This is a genomic window from Mesorhizobium sp. P2_E6 (genome assembly GCF_056403835.1).
In genome coordinates this window covers 968,598-991,186 of the sequence record NZ_JBFUEQ010000001.1, presented here as the reverse complement: position 1 = coordinate 991,186, position 22,589 = coordinate 968,598, and the positions used below count along the sequence as shown (strand labels likewise).

Below are 22,589 nucleotides of genomic sequence, written 5' to 3'. Positions count from 1 at the left end.
CAATGGCTTACCAGACCCGCGCCACCCAGAAAGCAACAGGCTGACCAGCCAGAATTGGAGAACGTCACCATGACCAAAGCAAAAGTCCTGCTGGTCGGCGAGAGCTGGATGAGCTCGGCGACGCATTACAAAGGCTTCGACCAGTTCGGCAGCGTCACCTTCCATCTCGGCGCGACGCCGCTAGTCAACGCCTTGAAGGACAGCGAATTCGACCTTGACTACATGCCGGCCCACGAGGCCGTCGAAAAGCTGCCCTTCACCATCGGAGGCCTGTCGCAGTACAAGGCGATCATCCTCTCCGACATCGGCGCCAACTCGCTGCTGTTGCATCCCGACGTCTGGCTGCATGGCAAGACGGTGCCCAACCGGCTCAAGCTGCTGCGCGATTGGACGCATGCCGGCGGCGGCCTGGTGATGATCGGCGGCTATTTCTCCTTCCAGGGCATCGACGGCAAGGCGCGCTGGCATCGCACCGCGGTCGAGGAGGCGCTGCCGGTGACCTGCCTCCCTTATGACGATCGGCTCGAAATTCCCGAAGGTTTTCGGCCCGAGATCATCGGCGCCGCGGATCATCCGCTCTTTGCCGGCATAAAGGGCGAATGGCCGATCCTGCTCGGCGCCAATGAGGTCATCGCACGCGATCGCGGCGACGTCGAGATCCTGGCGCGGCTGCCGCAGGACCAGGGCGGCCATCCATTGCTCGTGACCGGGCGTCATGGCGAGGGCCGCACGCTGGTGTGGACATCGGATATCGGCCCGCACTGGCTACCGAACAGCTTTGTCGAATGGCCGGGATATGCGCGCCTTTGGACCAACGTGCTGCGCTGGGTCAGCAAAGCTGCTTGAGCCAATCCATCACCGCCGGAGCAACTGCCATGACGGCACCCTTTCTCGTCGCCAGGAACATCGCCAAGCGCTTCGGCGCGTTGACGGCGCTTGCCGACGTCGACCTTGAAATCCGCTCCGGCGAAGTGCTGGCGCTGCTTGGCGATAATGGCGCTGGCAAGTCGACCTTCATCAAGATCCTGGCCGGCGCTCACCCGCCGAGCGATGGCGAACTCGTCATCGAGGGCAGCCCGGTCGTCTTCTCCTCGCCCAAGGACGCGGCCGCGTCGGGGATCGCGACGATCTTCCAGGAACTGGCGCTGTCCGAAAACCTGTCGATCGCCGAAAACGTCTTTCTCGGGCGAGAATTGAAACGCTCCATTTTTGGCATCCCATTCCTCAAGCGCAAGGAAATGCGCCAGCGCGTCGATGGTCTCCTGCAGGAACTCGACGCCCATATTTCCGATCCTGAAGCTCCGGTCGGCAGCCTGTCCGGCGGTCAGCGCCAGGCCGTCGCCATCTGCCGGGCGCTTAATCTGAACGCCAGGCTGGTGATCATGGATGAGCCCACAGCCGCCCTTGCCGTCGCCGAAACACGCAAGGTGCTGGCGCTGACGCGGCGGCTCGCTGCGCGCGGCTGCGCCGTGGTGCTGATCAGCCATAACATTTCCGAAGTCTTCGAGGTTGCGGACCGCATCGTGGTGTTCCGGCGCGGCCGCAAGGTGGCCGAACGGCTGGCCGCCGAGACCAACCACGAGGAAGTCGTTTCGCTCATAACGGGCGCCCATCCCGACGTGCGGGCGCTCGAAAAAACAACATGAAACGCGCGTCATTCCAGAGAGGATCAAACACAATGCTTTCGCAGTTCAAAAAAGCGCTCGCCGTCTCCGTACTGTCGCTCGCCATTGCCTCGGCCGCGTCCGCCGCCGATAAGCACAGGATAGCCTTCGTGCCGCAGCTGATCGGCATTCCCTATTTCAACGCCATGGAAGCCGGCGGCAACCGCGCCGCCAAGGATCTCGGCGTCGACTTCATCTATTCCGGCCCCGTCGACACCAATCCGGTCGACCAGTTGCAGATCGTCCAGAACCTGATCGACCAGGGCGTCGAGGCGGTCTCGGTCAGCGTGCTCGATGCCTCCAGCATCGCCCCCGTAGTCGAGAGCGCCAAGGCGAAAGGGATAAAGCTGTTCACCAGCGACAGCGATGCGCCCGACAGCGGCCGCGCCGTCTATGTCGCGCAGGCAACCGATGAGGGCCTTGGCACCACAATCATCGACGAACTCGTCAAGCGCGTCGGCGAAGACGCAACAATCGGCATCGTCTCCGGCGAGGCGACGGCGTCCAATCTCAACGCCTGGATCGGCTTCATGCAGAAACAGGCCGCCGCCAAATATCCGAAGCTGAAGCTGCTCGACCCGCAATTCGCCGGCGGCACGGCCGAGCGCGCCGCGCAGATTTCCGGCGACCTGATGGCGGCCAACCCCGACATCAAGGCCATCATCGCCGTTGCCTCCTCGACCTGCCCGGGTGTCGCCCAGGCGATCGAGACCGCCGGGAAAATCGGCTCCGTCATTGGCGCCGGCTATTGCAGCCCCAACACCGCGCGCTCCTACCTGAAGAGCGGTGCCTTCGGCTTCACCGTGCTGTGGGATCCCGAGCAGCTCGGCTATCTCACGGTCTGGGCTGGCAAGCAGCTCATCGACGGCAAGGCTTTCGAGGCCGAAAACAAAATTGCCGGCCTGGAGAAGCCCGCCACCTATGACGCCGCCAAAGGCATCTTGTTGCTCGGGCCGCCAGCTGTCTTCACCAAGGACAATGTCGACAAGTTCAACTTCTGAGCCCTGACGTGAGCGCGGTGCGACAGTCTGGAAACGGTGTCATCTCCATGAACGGGCGGGAGTGGTCTCTGCTTGTCGCCTGTCTGCTGGCGATCGTCGTCTTTGCTGTCGCATCGCCGCACTACGCCACCTCCGGCAATGCGGTCACCGTGCTGCGCAACAGCGCCGAACTGCTTTTGATCGGCCTCGGCATGACCCTGCTGCTCGCCATGGGCGGCATCGATGTGTCGATCGGCATCGTCATGGGTCTGGCGGCCATTGCGATCGGCCGCATGCTCGGCACCGACGGCAATCCGCTGCTGGCGCTTGTCGTCGGCCCGTTGGTCGGCGCGCTGCTCGGCTGTGTGACCGCCGCCGTCGTCGTCCTCGGTCGCGTTCCGGCCATTGTCGGAACGCTCGGCCTGCTCGGCATCTACCGCACCGCCGTGTTCGTGCTGCTTGGCGGGCAATGGCTCTCCGGCCTGCCCTCGACCCTTACCGATCTGCTCGCCGCGAGTGTGCTCGGCATTCCTGTCCCCGCCCTGGTGATCGCTGCAGCCTATTTCACGGTCTGGCTGGCGCTGCGGCGCACCCCCTATGGGCTGCATCTGCTGGCGATCGGCAATTCGGAGGAGAAGGCGCGGCTCTCAGGTATCCCGGTGGTCAAGGTTCGCTTCATGACCTTCGTCGTCAGCGGTATCCTGACCGGCATCGCCGCCACCTTCTACGTCGCAACCTACCGCAATGTCGAAATGAGCATCGGCAGCACGCTGGCGCTTGACGCCATTGCCGCGGTCATCCTCGGCGGCACCAGCATACTGGGCGGCCGCTGCAGCCTGCTCGGCACCGTGCTTGGCGTGCTGCTGCTCAGGATCCTCCAGAACGGCCTGCTTCTGATCGGCATCCCTTCGCTCTGGCAGCCTGTCGTCACCGGCGTTCTCATCATCGGCGTGCTTGGCTTCGAAGCCATTTCCAATCGCCTTCCGCTGACCCGCTTCCAGCGAGCCCGCACATGAAGACGCTGCGCAATCTGCAAGGCCCGGCCCTTACGCTCGCGCTTCTGTGCGGGCTTTGGCTGATCGTCATTGTCGGCTTGGCTGTGCTCAAGCCCGCGGTCTTCAACCTTGGCACCGTCACCACCATCCTCCAGTTCTCGACCATTCTGGCGCTGGTCGGGCTTGGCCAGGGCCTGGTCATCCTCGCCGGCGGCGCCGGCATCGACCTGTCGGTCGGCGGCGCGGTTTCGCTCTCCGCCATCATCGCCATGCTGTCGCTCAAACTGGGTTTGCCGCCGGTGCTGCTGCCGCTAGCTTGCGTCCTGGCCGGCGCACTGCTCGGCGCCCTCAATGGCGTGCTGGTCAACCGGCTCGCGCTTCTGCCCTTCATCGCGACGCTCGGCACCTTCTTCGTCTATTCCGGCACAGCGCTTGCCGTTACCGGGGGTGCGGCTCAATCCGGCGTGCCGGCCTGGCTGCTCGTGTGGGGGCGTGGCGTCGTCATAGGCATCCCCATGCCGTTTCTCACCCTCGCCATCCCCTGCTTTGCGCTCGCCGGCCTGGTGCTGATGTCGACCGCCTGGGGGCGTTGGATCTACGCCATGGGCTTCAATGAACGTTCGGCCAGGCTGGTCGGCATTCCGGTCGATCGCGTCCGCCTCATCCTCTATGCGCTGAGCGGTGCGCTCGCCGGCGCCGCCGGCCTTGTTTCGCTCGCCTGGCTCGGCAGCGGCAGGCCCAATATCGGCCAGAACCTCGAACTGGAATCGCTCACCGCCGCGATGCTTGGCGGCATCGCTATCACCGGCGGGCGCGGCGGCGTCGGCGGCGTGTTCGCGGCCGTGCTGCTTTTGGTCACGCTGAAGACCGGCCTGCTGCAATTGAACATCAACACGGTTTGGCAAGTGGGGATTGTCGGCGCCCTTCTGGTGTTCGTCCTTCTTGCCGACCGGCTTTCCCAACGTTGGAGATCATGATGCCTTCCATGGAAGAGACTATCGCCGCCCGCGTCGAGGCAGCGGCCGATCGTATCGTCGAAACGCTGAGCGATCTCGTCGCCTTCCCCTCGATCGTGAAATCCAATCCGAAGGAGGCCGGGCCGGGTGAGCGTGATTGCCAGCTCTATCTGCAAAAACGCATCGAAGCGCTCGGCTTCACGTCCGATCTCTGGGATCCGGACGGCCCGGCGCTTTATGAAAAATACAAGGGACGTGCCGGCGCCAACAAGGGCAGGACCTTTGACGGCCGGCCCAATCTCGGCGGCGTCCTGAAGGGTACCGGCGGTGGGCGTTCGATCATGCTCACCGGCCATATCGACGTCGTGCCGCCGGGCGCCGCCGGACACTGGGCAACCGATCCGTTCCAGCCCGTGCTGAAAGACGGCTTCCTGCACGGCCGTGGCACCGTCGACATGAAGGGCGGCGTCGCCTGCATGCTGATGGCGGTCGAAATCCTAAGGGAGCTGCAAATCCCCCTTTCCGGAGACATCGTCTTTACCACTGTCGTCGACGAGGAGATCGGCGGCATGGGCTCGCTTGCCATGGTCGACCGCGGCTTTCACGCCGACGCCGGCATCATGACCGAGCCGACGGCAAACAGGATCGCGCCGCTCTGCCACGGCATACTGTGGGGCAGGATCGTCATCGACGGCATAGGTGGGCATGCCGAGCTGACGCCGAATGCCTGGTATTCGAGCGGCCCGGTCGATGCCGTGCAGTTGTGCCGGCAAATCCTCGACGGCATCGACATCCTCAACCGGCGCTGGATGTTCGACCCGAAAAAGAACCATCCGCTGATGGATTTGCCCAACCAGATCATCGTTACTCAGATCAATGCCGGCGAGCACCCCTCCTCCATGGCCGGGCGCGGCGAGATCATCATCGACGCGCAGTACCTGCCGAGCGAGCATGACGAATTCAGGTTGGGCGGCAACGTCAAGCGCGAGATCGAAGAGCATATTGCCCATGTCTGCCAGGCGGACCCTTATCTGCGTCTGCACCCTGCCCGCGTCGAATGGATTCTTGATGCCGACTGCGCCGAAATCCCCTCCGACAGCCCGTTCGTGAGTGTCTTCCAGGAAGCTGTGAAGGACGCCAATCTGTCGCCGGTGCTCAGCGGCTTCGGCGCGCACAGCGACATTGGCCTGCCGACCGGCCTCGGCAACACGCCGACGGTCAACTTCGGCCCGGGCGACCCGGCGCAGGCGCATCAACCCAATGAGCGTGTCTCGGTGCGAGACCTCGTCGATTGCACCAAGGCGATCGCCATTGCCGTCGAAAAGTGGTGCCGCTAGCGAACCTCGCCCCCTTGCTGTCGACGTATTCTTGCACCTGGGAGGGGCTGCAAAACGGCCTTGAGGGCACCCGATCCCATGAAATTCCCCGATGCTTTTTGAATTTCCGGCGATGATCGTCGCATTGGTGGATATGGTACCGATTTGCCAGCCATGGCCTGCTAAGAGTACGTGAAAACAGATCAATAAATCTCTACCCCCCACTACTACCTTTAGACATGATGTCTCACCTCCCAATATCCGTTAAATTCAAGTACGCCGCAGCGTTGCTTGGCATTCAAGCTACCGCTGGACTAAAGGGGCGCGTTATGCACCAAGTCAAAGTCGTTTGCCCTAACTGCCAGATGCCGGGCGCTGGACCACTGAGGATGAACTGCACAAAGTGCGGCGGAACCGGCTTTGTCTACGAGTCGAGAATGGATCCCGGTCCAGCTAGGGGCTTCCTCCGGCTGGTTGTTATTGGCGCCGCTATCATGCTGACCTATTGGTACGTTACCGGCATCACCTACCATGGGTATTAAACCGCTAAGCGCCTTCCGCCTCTGCGCTATCGCCGTTGACGGTCGGGGTGCATTTCCCCTCATGCGCGCGATCCCAGACTGACGCGCGAAAAATCCGCCTGACTTGGGCGGGTTCGCGGCGCATCTCTACACCTTAACGGAGACGCCGAAGCCTGCCCGTGGCGTCATAGCACATCGTCGAGTGAAACAACTTTGCGCTCGTTGGCCCACCAGCGGATTTGATTTGCTTGGTGATCCCCCAACCTTAGGGCAAACTACCTGCCGGGGCTCCAGGAGGAGAAATGAGAGCACGCGCTGCAACGCTCGGGGATCTCGAGGATGTCTTTCGCGGCCTGTCGAAGCGGATGTCGGACGAATACGTCGCTGCCGGCAAGGACAGCAAGATCGCTTACGACAATTTGATGATGAACTTGAAGGAAGGCCGTGCGCATGCGCTTGTCGAGGGCGACAAGACCGTGGCGATCATCGCCTGGCATGAGAACAGCGACGCTGCCAATACGCTGTTCGCCGCACAGGAGGATTTCTTCCGTGCCGCGACCATTCGCTTCTGCAAACGGCATATCAGGCACATCCAGGCACTCGCCGGCAACCTGCCCATCCACTCGCGCAGCTGGCTGCAGGGGTCGGATGTCGCAAGATGGTTTCACCTAATCGGCTATGTCGAGCGCGGCCAGGAGAACGGCGCCACTGTCTTCGAGCTGCCGCCGGCTCGCGGATAGAAATCGCGGTGTCGGGACAGAAGTTTGGCCGCATGCCTTGGCGATCAATGGATACGTTCACATTTCGTCATCTTGGGTCGGAGCAACGAGCAAAGCGACGCGGCGCAGGCCATCAGCGGCTTGAAACGCGCCGCATGAAACTGTGGCGATGCGACGCGTCCTGAGCGATCAGGCTGTCGGCGAGCGACGGCAAGGCGATTCGGCCACGCTACGCACAGTGCGACGTCACGTCCCACCGAAAATCGCCGCACGGATGACCAATCCATGTTCAGCATCATTTTTCCTCCACGAATTCGTTCCATGACAGGATGGTCCACGGCAGCCTTCGGGCAGGTGTGCCCAGGATTATCCGAGATCAAAGACGGCCAAGGGCACGAATCAAAAAAGTCGGCGGCACGCTGCGGCGGAAAGGTGTAGAAGACCGTGCCGAACGCATCGAGGGCAGTGCGATCGGGTTGCGCTCGGCAAGGCTTGATGATTTGTTGCCGCTATACGGAGAACGAGTAATGCGTGAGCCTGCCGGTCAAGACGAATATGGGTCGACCAATCCCTTCGACCCGGACGATCTGCCGACGTTGAATGCGATAGGTCCAAGCATGGGAAGCGGCAACGACTTCGAGAAATATGCGGTTGCCGTGATCATCGTGTTCGGCGCGCTGATCATTGGTGGGTTGATGGCCGCGTCGATGACCTTCGGGCACCGCAATGGGTTCCTGTTTGCACTTGGCGGCGCCACATCGGCCTGGATATCGGGAAACGCGCTGCTGCTCGACCGGCCGCGCATTTACGCGCTGTTTGTCGGCATCGCCGCCTTGTTGCTGATAGCGTCGACCGTCACGCTGATTTCGTGACGGTCCGGCTTGTGAATTAAGACATCAATATCCGAGCGCTTCGCCCGATGCGGCACGGCTGTCGATAGCGCCATTGTAGCGCGCGCCGCCGCCCTTCTCGATCTCCGCCAGGCTCTTGCCACCGACCAGGATGCCCGCAGCCTGGCCCCAGGTCTTATCGCCGAGACCGAGGTGGTAGCCCATGCCGGCCAACAGTTTTTCGGTATCCGGCGACAGGCCGAACGGCTCGATGTAAACAGTGTCGGGGAGCCATTGGTGGTGGATGCGCGGCGCGTCGATCGCCTCCTGGATGTTCATGTCATGGTCGACGACGTTGACGATGGCTTCCAGCGTGATGGTGATGATGCGCGAACCGCCCGGGCTTCCGATGACCATGAACGGCTTGCCGTCCTTGGCCACGACGGTCGGGCTCATCGACGACAGCGGCGTCTTCTTCGGCTGGATGGCATTGGCCTCGCCCTGAACCAGACCATAGAGGTTAGGCACGCCGGGTTTCTGGGTGAAATCGTCCATCTCGTTGTTGAGCAGGATACCGGTGCCGTCGGCGACGACGCCGGCGCCGAACGAGCCGTTCAGCGTATAGGTAACGGCGACCGCATTGCCGTCATTGTCGATGATCGAATAATGCGTCGTCTCCTTGCTCTCGCCAAAGCCCTTCGGCATCAGGTCCTGCGACACGCCGGCCCGGAACGGATCGATCTTGTCGCGAATGTCCTTGGCATAGGCCTTGTCCAACAGTTTCGAAACCGGGTTGTCGACGAAATCGGGATCGCCGAGTGCTGAATTGCGGTCGACATAGGCATAGCGCATCGCCTCGACCATGACATGGACAGTGTCGGCGGAACCGGCGCCGAGATAAGACAACGGATAACCTTCCAGCACGTTGAGGATTTCGCAGATGATGACGCCGCCGGAGCTTGGCGGCGGCGACGATGTGATCTCATAGCCGCGATAGGTACAGGTCACGGGCTTCAGTTCGCGAACCGCATATTGCTCGAAGTCCGGCTTGGCCAGGATACCGCCCTTGGCGCCGCTTGCCTTGACGATGGCGTCGGCAATGGCACCTTTGTAGAAGGCATCAGCGCCTTTCTCGGAAATGGCGGCGAGCGAGGCGGCAAGGTCCGGCTGGACCAGCCGCTCGCCGATGCCATAGGGCTTGCCATCGGGTTTCAGGAAGATGGCGGCAGCCGCGGGATCCTTCGCCAACCTGTCGGCACTGCCGGCAAAGGAGGCGGCGTCGCCCTGATTGAGGATGAATCCATCCTTGGCATAGCTGATCGCCGGCGCCATCAGATCCTGTCTGGACAAGGTGCCGTATTTCTCGCGCGCCATCTCGAAGCCGGCAACGGAACCAGGCACGCCGACCGCGAGATAGCCGTCGAGGCTGGCGCCCTTCACCGGGTTGCCATCCTTGTCGAGATACATGGTCTTGGTCGCCGCCAGCGGCGCCCGTTCGCGAAAGTCGAGGAAGGTCGATTTGCCGTCCTTGAAGCGGATGGTCATGAAGCCGCCGCCGCCGATGTTGCCGGCATTGGGGTAGACGACGGCGAGCGCATAGCCGACGGCGACTGCCGCATCGATCGCATTGCCGCCCTTCTTCAGGATCTCGACACCGACTTCAGACGCCAGATGCTGGGCTGTCACCACCATGCCGTGCTCGCCCTTGGCCGGCGCGGGTGACGCGGCGAAGGCGTTCGTCAAGGGCGCCAGGACGAAGGTGATGGAAAGACTGGCGGCGATCAGTGTTCGACGGTTGAGAGGCATGGCGGTTCTCCGGGCGGGGGGACGCCTAGAAGAACCCCTCGGGATCGCCGAGTCCACCCGTCAATGATGGACCAGACGGATCAATTGAGATGTCAGACAATGCCACCCGAGCCGCCGGCGACCGCCGGGCGTTCCGCGGCCACCTTGGCGCGGTAGCCTGCCGCCCGGTAGGCGGCGACCGGATCGATGGCGCCACCGGTCTTCAACCGCGCCATGGCGAGGATAGGCTCGACATCGGTGCGGTAGGCGGCTTTCAGCGTCTGCGTCGCCATCAGCGCGTCATTGCCGTCCTGATAGACTTCCAGCGCCCTGCGGTCGACCAGCAGCGCCTGCGCATAGGCGCGCTGGACCTCGACCGCCGACAGCATCAGGCTTTCGATAGGGTCGGTGACGTTGTGGCTCTGGTCGAGCATATGGGCCGGGTCAAAACCTTCGGCGCTGGAAAGCTCGGCATCGACCAGTTCGTTGAAGACAAGGAACAGCCGGTAGGGATCGATCGAACCGGCATCGAGGTCGTCGTCGCCATATTTCGAATCGTTGAAATGGAAGCCGCCGAGCTTCTTGAACTGGATCAGCCGCGACACGATCATCTCGATGTTGACGTTGGGCGCGTGGTGACCAAGGTCGACCAGGCAGAACGCTTTGTCGCCCAGTTCCTGCGCGATCATGTAGTTGGTGCCCCAGTCCTGCACGACGGTGGAGTAGAAGGCCGGTTCGTACATCTTGTGCTCGGTGAACAGCTTCCAGCCGTCCGGCAGTCCGGCATAGACCTCTTTCATGGCGTCGAGATAGCGCTCGAAGGCTTTGGCGAAATTGACCTGGCCGGGGAAGTTCGAACCGTCGCCGATCCACACCGTCAGTGCCTTGGAGCCAAGCGTCTTGCCGATCTCGATGCATTCGAGATTGTGCTCGACCGCTTGCCGGCGCGTGCCGGCATCGGCGTGCGACAGCGAGCCGAATTTGTAGGAAAGCGTCTGGCCCTTCGCATCGGAGAAGGTGTTGGAATTCATGGCGTCGAAGCCGAGGCCGAAGCGCGAGGCCGCCTGCTTCAGCCGGTTCGGGTCGGCCTTGTCCCACGGAATGTGCAGGGACACCGTCGGCGTCGCCTGCGTCAATTGCCTGATGACGGCGCAGTCCTCGATCTTGTCGAAAATGTCGCGTGGCTCGCCGGCACCGGGAAAACGAGCAAAGCGGGTGCCGCCGGTGCCGACGCCCCAGGACGGGATCGCCACGGCGAATTTCTCGACCTTATCGCGGATGGCGTCGATGGCGATGCCGCGACGGTCGAGGCGCTCGCCGAGCGAGGCGTAATCACGCTCGAGATCAGCCTTGCGCGCGGCATTGTCCTTGTCGACGAGGTCGGCGGAGATGATGGATTCGGACACTGTTGTTTCCTCCCAGATAGCGTTCGGTCGCCGCTGCCCCTCATCCGCCTGCCGGCACCTTCTCCCCGTATAGAGACGGGAGAAGGGAAGCGCTCCGGCACCGACTCAAACGATTATCGCGTAAAGCTCTGGGCGTTGCCGGCGTCGACATTGATGATGTTGCCGGTCGACTTGGCCGACATGTCGGAGGCGAAGAAATAGATGGCTTCGGCGATGTCCTCGGGAAACACCGAGCGCTTCAGCATCGAGCGCGAGCGGTAATGCTCCTCCAGATCGTCGGTCGACATCTTGTAGGCGGCGGCGCGCTGTTCCTTCCACTCGCCGGTCCAGATCTTCGACCCGCGCAGCACGGCGTCCGGGTTGACTACATTGACCCTGATCTGCGCTTCCGCGCCCTCCAGCGCCAGGCAACGCGCCAGATGGATCTCGGCAGCCTTGGCCGTGCAGTAGGCTGCGGCATTGGGCGAGGCGGCGAGGCCGTTCTTGGAGGCGACGAAGACGATGTTGCCGCCGATCTTCTGCACCCTGAACAGCCGGAATGCCTCCCGCGAGACCAAGAAATAGCCGGTCGACAGGATGTCCATGTTCTTGTTCCACAGCGCCAGCGTGGTCTCCTCGATCGGCGCCGAGGACGCCAGGCCGGCATTCGACACCAGAATGTCGATGCCGCCGAATTCGACCGCGGTCTCGGCGAAGCCCGCGATCACTTGATCCTCCGAGGTGACATTGATCAGCACCGGCCGGACGAAATCCTTGCCGTAGGCCTTGGCCAGTTCGTCATTGGCGCTGGCGAGCGCTGTCTCGTCGATGTCGGCCAGCACGACGCAGGCGCCTTCGCGCAGCAGCCGGTTGGCGGTCGCACGGCCGATGCCGCCGGCGCCACCGGTGACCAGCGCAATCTGACCGGCAAGCGCCTTCGGCTTCGGCATGCGCTGCAGCTTCAGGTCCTCGAGCAGCCAGTATTCGATGTCGAAGGCTTCCTGTGCCGGCAGGCCGACATAGGACGAGACCGTCGAGGCGCCGCGCATGACGTTGATGGCGTTGACGTAGAATTCGCCCGAAATGCGCGCCGTCGCCTTGTCGCCGGCGAAGGTGAACATGCCGACACCAGGCATCAGGTAGACCACTGCGTTGGGATCGCGGATGGCGGGCGAATCCGGATGCTTGCAGCTGTCGTAGTAGGCCTGGTAGCCGACGCGATAGGCGGCGATGTCGTCGGCGAGGCGCGCGATGACGGCATCGACATCGAGATTGGCCGGATCGAATTCGATCACCAGGGGGCGGATCTTGGTGCGCAGGAAATGGTCGGGACATGAGGTGCCGAGTGCGGCCAGCGGGCGCAAATCCCTGGAGTTGACAAATTCGAGCACGGCGGGCTGGTCGTCGAAATGGCCAAGCTTGTGGCTCTTTTCCGAAATCAGGCCGCGAATCCTCGGCATCAGTTTGGCGGCGATGGCGCGACGTTCGGCAGCTTCGAGCGACTTGACCGCTTCACCGCCGAAGATGGCAAGGCCTTCGGAGCGGCGCTCGAACCATTCGATCGCCTGATTGATCACAGAGATCGTCGTCTCGTAGCATTCCCGAGGGGTGTCGCCCCAGGTGAACAGCCCATGGCTTTCCAGGATGACGCCCTTGGCGGCGGGATGTTCGAGGCAGAACTTCTCCAGCCATAGGCCGAGTTCGAAGCCCGGCCGCTTCCACGGCAGCCAGCCGATGGCGTCGCCGAAGATCTCCCTGGTCAGGGCCTTGGAATCCTTCGCGGCGGCGATGGCAATGATCGCGTCGGGATGCATGTGATCGACATAGGGTTTCGGCACGAAGGCATGCAGCGGCGTGTCGATCGAGGCCGCGCGTGGGTTCAGATTGAACGTGCAGTGCGGTAGGAAGCCGACCATCTCGTCTTCATGCGCGAGGCCGCGGTAAAGTCCCTTCAGCGCGCGCAGCTTGTCCATGTAGAGCGTGGCGAAACCATCTGTTTTAATCGAGGCGCTGTCGCCGCCCGAACCCTTGACCCAGAGCACTTCGACGTCCTCGCCGGTGAGCGGATCTTTCTGCCATATCTTCGAGGAAGTGTTGCCGCCGCCATAATTGGTGACGCGTTTATCGGAACCGAGCGTGTTCGAGCGATAGACCAGCCGCTCCGGCTCGCTCATCGATTGGGCCTTTGCCTCGTCCCACAGATTGGCGAGGCGCGCGCCGGTGCGCTTGTCGAGCATGGATGATCCTCCCGAAGGCACGCAAACGGTGCGGCCCATTTGGTCCGAATTTCCACGGAAGCGTCCGACTTGTCAATCACAAACGATCAACATCGAGCATATTGCACTGCACAATGAAATTATATGATTGGAAATGATTGACACTGCGCGGTTTGGGTGCCTAGATGTTTGGGCAGGGAGGAACCATGCACGAAAAAGAGCGCCACAGGATCATTCTGTCCGCCGTCCAGGAAAAGCCTGTGGTGACGGTGCAGGAGATGGTCGACCTGACGGAGTCCTCCGAGGCGACGATCCGGCGCGACATCGCTGCACTCCACGTGCAAAAGCGCCTGCGCCGTGTGCGTGGCGGCGCAGAGGCGATCTCGCCGCCGCAGTTCATCGGCCTTGCCGGCCGGCCCTTTTCCGTCAACGAAACCCTCAACGCCGCGCAGAAACGGGCGATCGCCCGCGAAGCGGTCGAGCTTTGCAAGGACGGCGAACCGATCATCATCAATGGCGGCACCACCACCTTCCAGATGGTGCATTTCCTGACCGGCCGCCGCATGCCGATCTTCACCAATTCGTTCCCGATCGCCGAGCACCTGCTCAAGCATTCCAAGAACACGGTCATGCTCTCGGGCGGCACCATCTACCGCGAACAGAACATCATCCTGTCGCCCTTCGACAATGACGTGACCCGCAATTTCTACGCACGGCGCATGTTCATGGGCGCGCAGGGTCTTGGGCCGCTCGGGCTGATGGAAGGCGACCCGCTGTTGATCCAGGCGGAGCAGAAGCTGATCGACCAGGCCGACGAACTGGTGGTGCTGGTCGATTCCTCGAAATTCCGCAAACGCTCCAGCCTGATCCTGTGCGGCCTGTCGCGTATCGCCACCGTCATCACCGACGACGGCATCGAGGACCGTGAAGCCAAAATGCTCGAGACCGCAGGGGTGGCGCTGATCGTCGCCCGCAAGTCGGCAACCAACAAGGAAGAATCTTCACTGCAGGCCTGAGACCAACTCACGCCCGCAGCGGCGATGGAATGCAACGCTCAAGGGAGGATATTCGATGAGCTTTTTGAAGAAATTGATGGTGACGGCGGCATTCTCGGCCGCCATGTTCGTGAATGCAGCCTACGCGGAAAACGTCAAGATCGCGCTGGTGGTGAAGTCGCTCGGCAACGGCTTCTTCGATGCCGCCAACAAGGGCGCCGAAGAGGCGGCCAAGGAACTCGGCGGTGTCGACATCATCTACACCGGCCCGACCAAGGCGACCGCCGAGGCCCAGATCGAAGTGGTCAATTCGCTGATCGCCCAGAAGGTCAACGCCATCGCCATTTCGGCCAATGACGCCGACGCGCTGGTGCCGGTGCTGAAGAAGGCCATGGAGCGCGGCATCACCGTCATCTCCTGGGATTCGGGCGTCGCCAAGGAAGGCCGCCAGCTTCACCTCAACCCGTCCGACACCGGACTGATCGGCGAGACCATCATCAAGCTTGCCGCCGACTATCTGCCGGAAGGCGGCGACGTCGCCATCCTGTCGGCGTCTTCCACCGCGACCAACCAGAACGCCTGGATCGACGCGGCCAAGAAAATCCTGCCGGAGAAGTTCCCCAAGATCAAACTCGTCGCCACCGTCTATGGCGATGACGATTCGGCCAAGAGCACGGACGAAGCCAAGGGCCTGCTGAAGTCCTACCCGAACCTCAAGGCGATCATCGCACCGACCACCGTCGGTGTTGTTGCCGCCGCCCAGGTGGTCACCGACGAGAACCTGATCGGCAAGGTCAATGTCACCGGTCTCGCGCTGCCGTCCGAGTTCAAGAAGTTCATCGACAACGGCGCCTCGCAGGCGGTTGCGCTGTGGAACCCGATCGACCTCGGCTATTCGGCCGTCTACCTCGCCCATGATCTGGCGGTGAAGAAGGAAGAGGCCAAGCCTGGCGCCACGCTGTCGATCGGCCGCGTCGGCAAGGTCACGCTCGACGACACCAACTCGGCTGCGATGGCTCCGCCCTTCCAGTTCGACAAGAGCAACATCGAGAAGTTCTCCAAGATCTATTGATCTCGGACGCTTGCACCCTCCCCCTTGTGGGGAGGGTCGGCGAGCCGGCTTTGCGCAGCAAAATCGGCGAGACGGGGTGGGGGTGGCGACATCTCCACACACCAGGACCTTGATATGCTAGACAACACCCACCCCGCTCAAATTGTTCGCGACCTTCCCCACAAGGGGGTGGGTGACGCAACCCCTCGCCTGACGCTGTCCGGCGTCTCCAAGAGCTTTCCCGGCGTGCGCGCATTGCACGATGTCAGCCTGTCGCTCTATCCGGGCCAGGTGACGGCGCTGATCGGCGAAAACGGCGCCGGCAAGTCGACGCTGGTCAAGATCATGACCGGTATCTACCAGCCCGATACTGGAACCATCAGCATTGACGGCCAGGCCGTCACTCTGCCCAGCGCGCATGCCGCCTTCGGCTATGGCGTCACCGCCATCCATCAGGAAACCGTGCTGTTCGACGACCTGACAGTGGCTGAAAACATCTTTCTCGGCCACGCGCCGCGCACGCGCTTGGGCACTATCGATTGGCGCACGATGCGCAAAAATGCGCGCGAAGTGCTCGATACAATGCACGCCGGCCATATCGACGCCGATACAAGGCTGAAGGACCTCGGCATCGCCAACAAGCATCTCGTCGCCGTCGCCCGCGCGATGTCGATCGACGCCCAGATCGTCATCATGGACGAGCCGACGGCCGCGCTTTCGATGAAGGAGATCGAGGAGCTTTTCCTGCTCATCGAGTTCCTCAAGAGCGAAGGCAAGGCGATCCTGTTCATCAGCCACAAGTTCGACGAGATCTACCGCATCGCCGACCGCTACACGGTGTTTCGCGATGGCGAGATGGTTGGTGAAGGGTTGATCAAGGATGCCGGCCAGAGCCAGATCGTGCGCATGATGGTCGGTCGCTCCGTCGACCACATCTTTCCGCAGCGCAAGGCCGAGATCGGCGCGCCGGTGCTTTCCGTTTCCGGCTTGTCGCACCCAACCGAATTCAACGACATCGGCTTCGAATTGCACAGGGGCGAGATCCTCGGCTTCTATGGCCTTGTCGGCGCCGGGCGCAGCGAGGTGATGCAGGCGATCTCCGGCATCACCCGCACCACAGGCGGCACGATCACCCTGGAAGGCAAGACGATCGCGCCGAAATCGGCGGCGGATTCGATCGATGCCGGCATCGTCTACGTGCCGGAGGAGCGCGGCAAGCAAGGCGTGGTGATCGGCCTGCCGATCTTCCAGAACGTCTCGCTGCCTTCGCTCAAGCGCACCTCGAAATCCGGCCTGCTGCGGCTGTCGGAGGAGTTCGCGCTCGCCCGCTCCTACACCGAGCGGCTCGACCTGCGCGCCTCCTCGCTCAGCCAGGATGTCGGCACCCTGTCAGGCGGCAACCAGCAGAAGATCGTCATCGCCAAATGGCTGGCGACCGCGCCCAAGGTGATCATCCTTGACGAGCCGACCAAGGGCATCGACATCGGCTCCAAGGCCGCCGTGCACGGCTTCATGGCCGAGCTGGTGGCGCAAGGCCTGTCAGTGATCATGGTGTCGTCCGAATTGCCCGAAATCCTCGGCATGTCCGACCGCGTCGTTGTCATGCGCGAGGGCCTCGTCGCAGCCGTCTACGACAACAAGGAACTGGACGCCGAGACGCTGGTCAGGACGGCAGCGGGGATCGCGGCATGAAAGCCTTTCTCAAATACCGCGAAATCTGGCTGCTCGCAGCAATCATCGTGCTGATCGGACTGATCTCGACACGCTTCCCGGCCTTCGCCGATCCCGGCAATCTGCGCCAGGTGTTCAACGACACCTCGATCCTGATGATCCTGGCGCTCGGCCAGATGGTGGTGATCCTGACCCGGTCGATCGATCTGTCGATGGCGTCCAACCTCTGCTTCACCGGTATGGTGGTGGCGATGCTGAACGCAGCGCACCCGGCAATCCCGATCCCGCTGCTGATCGTCATTGCACTGGCCGTCGGTCTGGTGCTCGGCGCCATCAACGGCCTGCTGGTCTGGCGGCTGAACATCCCCTCGATCGTGGTGACATTGGGCACGCTGACCATCTATCGCGGCGCCACTTTCGTCCTGTCCGGCGGCGCCTGGGTCAATGCCGACAAGATGAGCCCCGACTTCATCGGCTTTCAGCGTGCCGCCTTCCTCGGTATTCCGGTGCTATCGTGGATCGCCATCCTGGTGATCGCGTTGTTCTTCGTCTTGATGACGCGCACGGCGCTCGGCCGCTCGATCTACGCCATCGGCGTCAACCCGACGGCATCGGTCTATGCCGGCATCGATGTCGGCCGGACGAAATTCATCGTCTTCTGCATCTCCGGCATGATCGGCGGCCTTTCCGGCTACCTCTGGATATCACGCTACGTGATCGCCTCGGTCGAAGTCGCCAACGGTTATGAGCTCAACATCATAGCCGCCTGCGTCATCGGCGGCATTTCGATCGCCGGCGGCATCGGCTCGGTCGGCGGCGCGGTGCTCGGCGCGTTGTTTCTCGGCATCATCTCCAACGCGCTGCCGGTCATCAACATCTCGCCCTTCTGGCAAATGGCGATTTCGGGCAGTGCCATCATCCTTGCCGTCGTGCTCAATGCGCGCAGCGAACGCCAGCAGGGCCGCATCATCCTCAGAAAAGTGGAGGCGGCATGACCGAAATCCCTGCCCCGCGCCACATTCCCGACCGGCTCGACAAGCCGCTGAGCTCGGCGATCTTCTCCTGGGAAGCGCTGCTGGTTGTGGTGGCCGTCGCCATCTTCGCCATCAACAGCTTCGCCTCGCCCTATTTCCTTGATCCCTATTCGCTGTCGGATCTCACCTTCAACTTCACCGAGAAGGGTCTGATCGCCTTCGCCATGGCGCTGCTGATCATTTCCGGCGAGATCGACCTGTCGGTCGCCGCCATCATTGCGCTGGCGTCGACCATGATGGGCATGGCGGTGCAGGCCGGCGCCGGCACACCGGTGCTGGTGCTGATCGGCATCGTCGTCGGGCTCGGCTGCGGCGCCTTCAATGGCCTGCTGGTCACAAGGCTGGGATTGCCGTCGATCGTCGTCACCATCGGCACGATGAGCCTGTTTCGCGGTATCGCCTTCATCATCCTCGGCGACCAGGCCTACAAGGGTTACCCTGAAAGCTTTGTCTTCTTCGGTCAGGGCTATGTGTGGTGGGTGGCGTCGTTCGAGCTGGTGCTCTTCCTCATCGCGGCTATCGTCTACTGGCTCGTGCTGCACCGGACGAGTTTCGGCCGCCGCGTCTTTGCCATCGGCAACAATCCGGTCGCGGCGCAGTTTTCCGGCGTGCGCGTCGGCCGGATCAAGTTCATCTTGTTTTGCCTGACCGGGCTGATGTCGGGCATCGCCTCGGTGCTGATCACCTCGCGGCTCGGATCGACGCGGCCGTCGATCGCTCAGGGCTATGAGCTCGAAGTCATCACCATGGTGGTGCTTGGCGGCGTCAGCATCCTGGGCGGCGCCGGCAGCATTTTGGGCGTCGTGCTTGCCGCCTTCATCATGGGACTGGTGACCTTCGGGCTTGGCCTGCTCAACGTGCCCGGCATCGTCATGTCGATCTTCATCGGCCTGCTGTTGATTATCGTCATCGCGCTGCCGATCGTCTGGCGGCGGCTGCGCGGAGGACGATGATGGCTGAGAAATACGCGTTCAAGATGAAGCTCAAGCCGGGCATGAAGGCCGAATACAAGAAGCGTCACGACGATATCTGGCCGTCGCTGGTCGCTCTCCTGAAGCAGGCGGGCATTTCCGATTATTCGATCCACCTCGACGAAGAGACCAACATCCTGTTTGGCGTGCTGTGGCGGCGAGATGGCCATGGCATGGACGACCTGCCGAGGCATCCGGTGATGCAGCGCTGGTGGGCTCACATGGCCGACATCATGGAGACCAAGCCGGACAACGAGCCGGTGGCCGTGCCGCTGGAAACCGTGTTCCACATGGCATGAGCGCGATGCGCCACATCGCCGTCATCGACATCGGCAAGACCAATGCCAAGGTGGCGCTGGTCGATCTCGCGACGTTGAGTGAGGTCGCGCTGCGCCGCATGGCCAATGCGCCGGTGCGGCAGGCGCCCTATCCTCATCACGATGTCGAGGCGTTGTGGGCGTTCATCCTCGACAGCCTTGCCGACATCGACCGCGAACAGCGCATCGACGCCATTTCGATCACCACGCATGGCGCGACGGGCGCGCTGGTCGACGCCGCGGGCGAACTGGTGCTGCCGGTGCTCGACTATGAGTTCGACGGCCCCGACAGGCTGGCAGCGGACTATGATGCGATCCGCCCATCCTTCGCCGAGACCGGCACGCCGCGGCTGCCGCTCGGCCTCAATCTCGGCGCGCAATTCTTCTGGCAGCAGAAAAGCTTCCCGGCGGAGTTCGCCAAGGCCGCCGCGATGCTGATGTATCCGCAGTACTGGGCCTTGCGCCTGACTGGCGTCGCCGCCAACGAGGTGACCTCGCTCGGCTGCCACACCGATCTTTGGAACCCGTGGACAGCCGACTTTTCGTCGCTGGTCGATCGCCTGGGTTGGCGCGAGCTGATGGCGCCGGTGCGGCCAGCCAAAGACCGCCTCGGCCCGATCTTGCCTGCGCTCGCCGCGCGGACCGGGCTCGCTCCGCAGACGCCGGTGTTCTGCGGCCTGCACGATTCCAACGCCTCGCTGCTGCCGCATCTTCTGTCCGACGCGCCACCCTTCTCCGTGGTTTCGACCGGGACCTGGGTCGTGTCGATGGCGGTCGGCGGCAAACAGATCGTGCTGGACGCGGCCCGCGATACGCTGGTCAATGTCAGCGCCTTGGGCGATCCCGTCCCTTCGGCGCGTTTCATGGGTGGCCGCGAATTCTCCCTGCTGACCGAAGGCCAGCCGGACAACTGGACCGAAGCTGATGTCGGCGCCGTGCTGACGCAAAAGACGTTGCTGCTGCCCTCGACCCAGCAAGGGTCGGGGCCGTTCCCGCATCATGCCGCGACATGGCTCAACACCGAAGGCATGAGCAATGGGCAGCGCTTTGCCGCCATCTCGTTCTATCTGGCGCTGATGACGGCGACCTGTCTCGACCTGATCGGCGCCGACGGACCGACCACGGTCGAGGGGCCCTTTGCCCGCAACGGGCTCTTCGTCGGCATGCTGGCGGCCAGCACGGCGCGCGCCGTTGGCGCTTCAGAGGCCGCCACCGGCACCAGCATCGGCGCCGCGTTGCTGGCAACGGACCGGGTAACGGCCCACGGTAAAGGCGAGAGAATGAGGCCGCCGACCGATCCGGCCTGGGCTGATTATGTCAGTGCATGGCGGGCAGCGGTCGAAGCGCAATGCTGATCACAATATCCGCTTGCCGAAGGCCGACATAACGAGGTTGACCGTATCGGTGCCGATCCGCGGCTCTAGATCCGCGGTCAGGCCCGAAACATCCATCGACAACAGCCCGCCGGAGAGCGCGATCGCCTCCATCGCCTGATGGGTTTCCCGTAAGGTGAGGCCACCGGAACCTGCCGCCCAGCCAGCGAATTCGGTGACATCAGGCGAATAGCTGACATGAAAACCCTGCGTGCCCGAGGTGGCGATGCGGATCGCTTCGTGCATCAGGTCGCGCATGCCCATGGCGTCGATGTCGGTCATGGTGAAGGCCGAGACGCGCGAATCCTTGAGCACCCGCGCTTCCGCCGGATCGGCGTGGCGCAGGCCGATGATGACGACATTTTCCGGCGACAGCTGCGGCTGCAGCGCGCCCGCCTTGTGGTCGAGGCCGAGCGCGCGGGCCAGCACCGAGCGTTCCGGCAGATCGATGCCGTCCTCGTCCTCGGGCATCAGGGCGGCGATGGAATCGATCCAGATCAGGCCGAAGGAGTGCGTCGCGCGCGCCGTTGCGGTCAGCGCCTTGTGCGCGATGCGACGGTCGGCACCCGCCGCCAGCCGTATCAGCCCCGATGGCGGCCGCTCGATATCGGCCAGTTCGACGACATCGAAATTCATCGCTTCGAGCCGCGCGCCGGTTCCTTCCCGAGCCAGGATACCGGCGGCGCCCTGTTCCGCCAGTATCGACACCATCTTGCGGCCGGAAAAGTCCTCGACATCGTGCATCGGGGCCTTTTCGACATATTCCGAGGTCATCGCCAGCAGCATGGCGCCATAGCTCATGCGGAAGGCGACGCGGTCGCCGACGGCCGGCGGCGGGTCGGCGTCGGCCACATCCAGCAGCAGATGGTCGCTGGAGGCGCCGAGCACCCGCACCCCCTTGGCGATCGGCGTCAGTCCCTCGACCAGCACGTCCTCGCGGCCGATATTGGCGATGGCGCGCAGCCTGTCGCCCTCGTCGGGGAAGACCGGCTGGTTGCCGAAGGCGTCGTAGCCGGATTGCCCGATCGGCCGTGACGGCTTGAGCTTGACCTCGATGATGTCGCTGGTCAGGCGGCAGGCGTCGGGTTCGAGTTCAGCCCACGGCACATCGCGGAAGGTTTCGACGCCGCCTTGCAGGATCGCCTCGCCGACGCGCAGATTGTTGATGCCGGCCGGCAGCTTGCCTTCGAGCAGCAGCGGCAGCGATGACGAGGCGCCGCCGGAAATCCAGTCGAGGCTTTTGCCGGACAGGCGCTCGGTCTTGTAGGCGTGGGCGACGAGCTGGCCGAGATTTTCCTGCGTCGGCATGATGGCGCCGAAACAGCCGAGATTGGTGCCGATGCCGGCGATCCGCACGCCCTTGAACTGCAAGATCTGCTCGACCGTTGGGATCAGATCGCTCGGCCAGATGCCTTCGCGGAGATCGCCGAGGTCGATCATCAGCATGATGTCGTGGACGCGGCCCATGCGCTCGGCGATGCGTGAAATCTCTCGGATGATGGTCAGTTCCGACTGCAGGCTGATGTCGACGGTGCGCACCACCTCCTCGACACGCGCCATCGGTGGACTGCGCAGCAGCATGATCGGCGCGTTGATGCCGCTGTCACGCAGCCGGCGGATGTTCTCGAAGCGCGATTCGGCGATGCCGGCGACACCACCGCGCAGCATGGCGCGCGCCACTTGCGGCATGCCGCAGGTGCCCTTGGTGACGCCGAACACCTTGATGCCCGACAGCGCGCAACGCTCGACGATCGTGCGCGTGTTGCGCTCGATGCGGCCAAGGTCGATGGCGACTTGCGGTCCCGACATT

19 protein-coding genes are annotated in these 22,589 nt (G+C 62.9%); 15 read left to right on the top strand and 4 right to left on the bottom strand.

Annotated elements, in window-relative coordinates; genetic code table 11:
* Positions 1 to 69 precede the first annotated feature (69 nt).
* From AC1D08_RS04620 to AC1D08_RS04585, 8 genes are all read left to right on the top strand, one after another.
* Positions 70 to 846 carry a glutamine amidotransferase gene (locus AC1D08_RS04620; RefSeq protein ID WP_457151009.1) on the top strand — a complete coding sequence of 259 codons (777 nt, stop codon included), beginning with the start codon at positions 70 to 72 and terminating at the stop codon, positions 844 to 846.
* A 29-nt stretch (positions 847 to 875) separates the two neighbouring features.
* Complete coding sequence (locus AC1D08_RS04615) at positions 876 to 1,646, top strand: ATP-binding cassette domain-containing protein (RefSeq protein ID WP_457151008.1); 771 nt, start codon at positions 876 to 878, stop codon at positions 1,644 to 1,646.
* Between the two features lie 32 nt (positions 1,647 to 1,678).
* Positions 1,679 to 2,665 (top strand): autoinducer 2 ABC transporter substrate-binding protein, encoded by a 987-nt coding sequence (locus AC1D08_RS04610; protein WP_457151007.1) that lies wholly within the window; start codon positions 1,679 to 1,681, stop codon positions 2,663 to 2,665.
* Positions 2,666 to 2,712: 47 nt separating this feature from the next.
* Positions 2,713 to 3,660, top strand: a complete 948-nt coding sequence (locus AC1D08_RS04605; protein ID WP_477225395.1) for an ABC transporter permease — start codon at positions 2,713 to 2,715, stop codon at positions 3,658 to 3,660.
* Complete coding sequence (locus AC1D08_RS04600; protein ID WP_457151005.1) at positions 3,657 to 4,616, top strand: ABC transporter permease; 960 nt, start codon at positions 3,657 to 3,659, stop codon at positions 4,614 to 4,616. Before AC1D08_RS04605 ends, AC1D08_RS04600 begins: the two co-directional genes overlap by 4 nt.
* Complete coding sequence (locus AC1D08_RS04595) at positions 4,616 to 5,932, top strand: M20 family metallopeptidase (RefSeq protein WP_477225394.1); 1,317 nt, start codon at positions 4,616 to 4,618, stop codon at positions 5,930 to 5,932. Before AC1D08_RS04600 ends, AC1D08_RS04595 begins: the two co-directional genes overlap by 1 nt.
* Positions 5,933 to 6,734: 802 nt before the next feature.
* Entirely contained in the window at positions 6,735 to 7,172 is a 438-nt protein-coding gene (locus AC1D08_RS04590) for a hypothetical protein (protein ID WP_095082202.1), read from the top strand.
* A gap of 596 nt (positions 7,173 to 7,768) precedes the next feature.
* Complete coding sequence (locus AC1D08_RS04585; protein WP_206073701.1) at positions 7,769 to 8,023, top strand: hypothetical protein; 255 nt, start codon at positions 7,769 to 7,771, stop codon at positions 8,021 to 8,023.
* Positions 8,024 to 8,047: 24 nt separating this feature from the next.
* Here AC1D08_RS04585 and ggt read toward each other — a convergent pair whose 3' ends face one another.
* From ggt to AC1D08_RS04570, 3 genes are all read right to left on the bottom strand, one after another.
* Complete coding sequence (gene ggt, locus AC1D08_RS04580; protein ID WP_477422606.1) at positions 8,048 to 9,787, bottom strand: gamma-glutamyltransferase; 1,740 nt, start codon at positions 9,785 to 9,787, stop codon at positions 8,048 to 8,050.
* Positions 9,788 to 9,879: 92 nt separating this feature from the next.
* Positions 9,880 to 11,172 (bottom strand): L-rhamnose catabolism isomerase, encoded by a 1,293-nt coding sequence (rhaI, locus tag AC1D08_RS04575; RefSeq protein WP_457151002.1) that lies wholly within the window; start codon positions 11,170 to 11,172, stop codon positions 9,880 to 9,882.
* 113 nt (positions 11,173 to 11,285) lie between these two features.
* Entirely contained in the window at positions 11,286 to 13,388 is a 2,103-nt protein-coding gene (locus tag AC1D08_RS04570; RefSeq protein ID WP_477422604.1) for a bifunctional rhamnulose-1-phosphate aldolase/short-chain dehydrogenase, read from the bottom strand.
* Between the two features lie 185 nt (positions 13,389 to 13,573).
* Here AC1D08_RS04570 and AC1D08_RS04565 point away from each other — a divergent pair, with 185 nt between their 5' ends.
* From AC1D08_RS04565 to AC1D08_RS04535, 7 genes are all read left to right on the top strand, one after another.
* A complete protein-coding gene (locus AC1D08_RS04565; protein WP_457151000.1) occupies positions 13,574 to 14,383 on the top strand; it encodes a DeoR/GlpR family DNA-binding transcription regulator in 810 nt (269 codons plus the stop codon).
* Positions 14,384 to 14,438: 55 nt separating this feature from the next.
* A complete protein-coding gene (gene rhaS, locus AC1D08_RS04560; RefSeq protein WP_457150999.1) occupies positions 14,439 to 15,434 on the top strand; it encodes a rhamnose ABC transporter substrate-binding protein in 996 nt (331 codons plus the stop codon).
* 114 nt (positions 15,435 to 15,548) lie between these two features.
* Complete coding sequence (locus AC1D08_RS04555; RefSeq protein ID WP_477422602.1) at positions 15,549 to 17,105, top strand: sugar ABC transporter ATP-binding protein; 1,557 nt, start codon at positions 15,549 to 15,551, stop codon at positions 17,103 to 17,105.
* Positions 17,102 to 18,079 carry an ABC transporter permease gene (locus tag AC1D08_RS04550; protein ID WP_457150997.1) on the top strand — a complete coding sequence of 326 codons (978 nt, stop codon included), beginning with the start codon at positions 17,102 to 17,104 and terminating at the stop codon, positions 18,077 to 18,079. The genes AC1D08_RS04555 and AC1D08_RS04550 overlap by 4 nt, the downstream gene beginning before the upstream one ends.
* Complete coding sequence (locus AC1D08_RS04545) at positions 18,076 to 19,071, top strand: ABC transporter permease (RefSeq protein WP_477422600.1); 996 nt, start codon at positions 18,076 to 18,078, stop codon at positions 19,069 to 19,071. The genes AC1D08_RS04550 and AC1D08_RS04545 overlap by 4 nt, the downstream gene beginning before the upstream one ends.
* Complete coding sequence (rhaM, locus tag AC1D08_RS04540) at positions 19,071 to 19,388, top strand: L-rhamnose mutarotase (RefSeq protein ID WP_457152895.1); 318 nt, start codon at positions 19,071 to 19,073, stop codon at positions 19,386 to 19,388. The genes AC1D08_RS04545 and rhaM overlap by 1 nt, the downstream gene beginning before the upstream one ends.
* Entirely contained in the window at positions 19,385 to 20,761 is a 1,377-nt protein-coding gene (locus AC1D08_RS04535) for an FGGY-family carbohydrate kinase (protein WP_457152894.1), read from the top strand. The genes rhaM and AC1D08_RS04535 overlap by 4 nt, the downstream gene beginning before the upstream one ends.
* Here the strand turns inward: AC1D08_RS04535 and AC1D08_RS04530 are convergent, their stop codons facing one another.
* Complete coding sequence (locus AC1D08_RS04530) at positions 20,762 to 22,588, bottom strand: alanine racemase (RefSeq protein ID WP_457152893.1); 1,827 nt, start codon at positions 22,586 to 22,588, stop codon at positions 20,762 to 20,764.
* Position 22,589: the final 1 nt, after the last annotated feature.